Origin of the sequence: Dietzia sp. DQ11-71 (genome assembly GCF_014144995.1) — a bacterium.
Lineage (GTDB): Bacteria > Actinomycetota > Actinomycetes > Mycobacteriales > Mycobacteriaceae > Dietzia > Dietzia kunjamensis.
Genome location: NZ_JAALDT010000305.1, coordinates 1 through 2,213, shown reverse-complemented (window position 1 = coordinate 2,213; position 2,213 = coordinate 1). Strand labels below are relative to the sequence as shown.

2 protein-coding genes are annotated in these 2,213 nt (G+C 69.5%); both read right to left on the bottom strand.

What is annotated here, in order from left to right; translation table 11 throughout:
- Positions 1-545: TrmH family RNA methyltransferase (locus G6023_RS11150; protein WP_182635522.1), on the bottom strand; the 545-nt coding region annotated here is incomplete at its 3' end.
- Positions 546-572: 27 nt separating this feature from the next.
- On the bottom strand, positions 573-2,042 hold the full coding sequence (locus G6023_RS11145; protein ID WP_067712674.1) for an NCS2 family permease: 1,470 nt from the start codon (positions 2,040-2,042) through the stop codon (positions 573-575).
- Positions 2,043-2,213: the final 171 nt, after the last annotated feature.

Sequence of the window (2,213 nt, the reverse complement as noted above, 5' to 3'; positions counted from 1 at the left end):
GGCAGGCGGAGCACGTGTCCCATCGACACCCGCACGACCCGCCGGTAGAGCGGGTCCCCGGCCGCCGCCCCGAACAGCACGCCGTCGACCCCGAGGGCAGCGCAGTTGCGGAAGATCGCGCCGAGGTTCTCGGGGTCGTTGACGCCCTCGAGCACGACGAGCGTCCGCGCGCCGTCCAGCACCTCCTCGACCGGCAGTGGTGCGGGCCGGTCCGCGGCGGCGAGGATGTCGCGGCTGGACCGGAAGCCGATCACCTCGCTGAGGACGTCCTTGGTGGTGCGCAGATACACCGCGTCGCCCGCGCGCTCGTCGGCGTCCCACCCCTCGGCGGCGGCCTCCCTGCGCAACTGGTGCAACCGCGCGTCGGTACCCAGGAGGACGTGTGGCCGGAAGCGCGAGAGCAGCATGCGGCCCACGACGTACGTGCCCTCGGCGATCACCAGTCCCCGCCCGCCGGGCAGGTCGGGCCGCCGGTCGGAGTTGTTGAGGTCGCGGAGGTCGTCCAGCCTGGGGTCGGCGGGGTCGGAGACGTCGACGACGTGCACGGTTCGGTCGCTCCTCCCGCCGGCCGGTCAGGCCAGCGCGTCGGTGATGGGACCGATCGCGAAGTACACGACGAACGCGACCGCGACGATCCAGAGGATCGGGTGCACGGTGCGGCCCTTGCCGGTGGCCGTTGCCATGACGACCCAGGCGATGAAACCGATCCCGATGCCGTTGGCGATGGAGTACGTGAACGGCATCGCCACGATCGTGAGGAACGCCGGTAGCGCGACCGCGAAGTTGGTCAGGTCGATCGCCTTGATCTGCGAGATCATCAGCGCACCCACGATCACCAGCGCGGGCGCGGCGGCCTCGACCGGGACGACCTCGTACAGCGGGGTGAAGAACATCGCCAGCAGGAACAACCCGCCCGTGACGACGTTCGCCAGGCCCGTCCGGGCTCCCTCGGCGATGCCGGAGGCGGACTCGAGGAACACCGTGTTCGACGACGACGAGGTCAGACCGCCGGCGACGGCACCGAATCCCTCGACGACCAGCGCGGCCTTCATGTTGGGCAGGTTGCCCTTGTCGTCCATGAGCTCGGCTTCCTTGCCGAGGCCGGTGAAAGTGCCCATGGCATCGAAGAAGTTGGCGAGCAGCAGGGTGAAGACGAACAGTCCCGCGGCCAGCGGCCCGATGCGGACGAACGCGCCGATGAGGTCCACCTGGCCGATCAGCGACAGGTTCGGGATGCCCCCGAGAGAATCGGGGATGCCGGGGACCGCGAGGCCCCAGCCGGTCGGATTGGGCTCACCGTCGACGAAGGACGGGCCCGCGTCCGCTAGGGCCTCGACGATCACCGCGAAGACCGCGGTGACGACGATGCCGATGAACAGGCCGCCGCGGATCTGGCGTGCGACGAGGATTCCGCAGAGCAGGAGACCGACGACGAAGACGAAGGTGGGCCACGAGGCGATCGACCCGTTGATGCCGAGCCCCACCGGGACGGTGGTGCCGGCCGCGTCCGGGAGGCGGCGGACGAAACCGGAGTCGACGACACCGACCATCGCGATGAACAGGCCGATGCCGACGGCGATGGCCGCCTTGAGCTCGCCGGGCACCGCGTTGAACACGGCGGTGCGGAACCCGGTGACGGCGAGGATCACGATGATGATGCCCTCGATGACCACCAGGCCCATGGCCTCGGCCCAGGTCACCTGCTGCGCGATGGTGACGGCGACGAGCGAGTTGATCCCCAGGCCCGTGGCGAATGCGAAGGGGTACCGCGCGATCGCACCGAACGCGATGGTCATCACGCCCGCCGTGAAGGCGGTGACCGCGGCGATCTCGACGATCGACAGCTGGTTGCCCTCGACGTCGGTGCCCGAGCCGAGGATCAGCGGGTTGAGGATGATGATGTAGGCCATCGCGAAGAAGCTGACGAGCCCGCCGCGGACCTCGCGGGACACCGTCGAGCCGCGCTCGCTGATCTTGAAGTAGCGATCGAGCGCCCCGACCTTGGTGGGGGGCTGCGACGGGGCCCCGGTGCTCTGCGACATCTGGTGACCTTCCTGAGCTGTGGGTGAGGAACCGTCATAGAGTAACCGCCCCGCCGCCTGCGGTAGCGTCGCGGTCATGACGGACGAGTCGACAGACCCGGGGGTCCCCCGGATTCCCGCCTACCTGCTGGACCCCCGACCCGTCGTCATCATCGGCACCCTGGCGTGGAC

Coding starts and splice junctions, on each gene's coding strand:
- G6023_RS11145 (WP_067712674.1), bottom strand. CDS start 2,042: ATGTCGCAGAGCACCGGGGCCCCGTCGCAGCCCCCCACCAAGGTCGGG.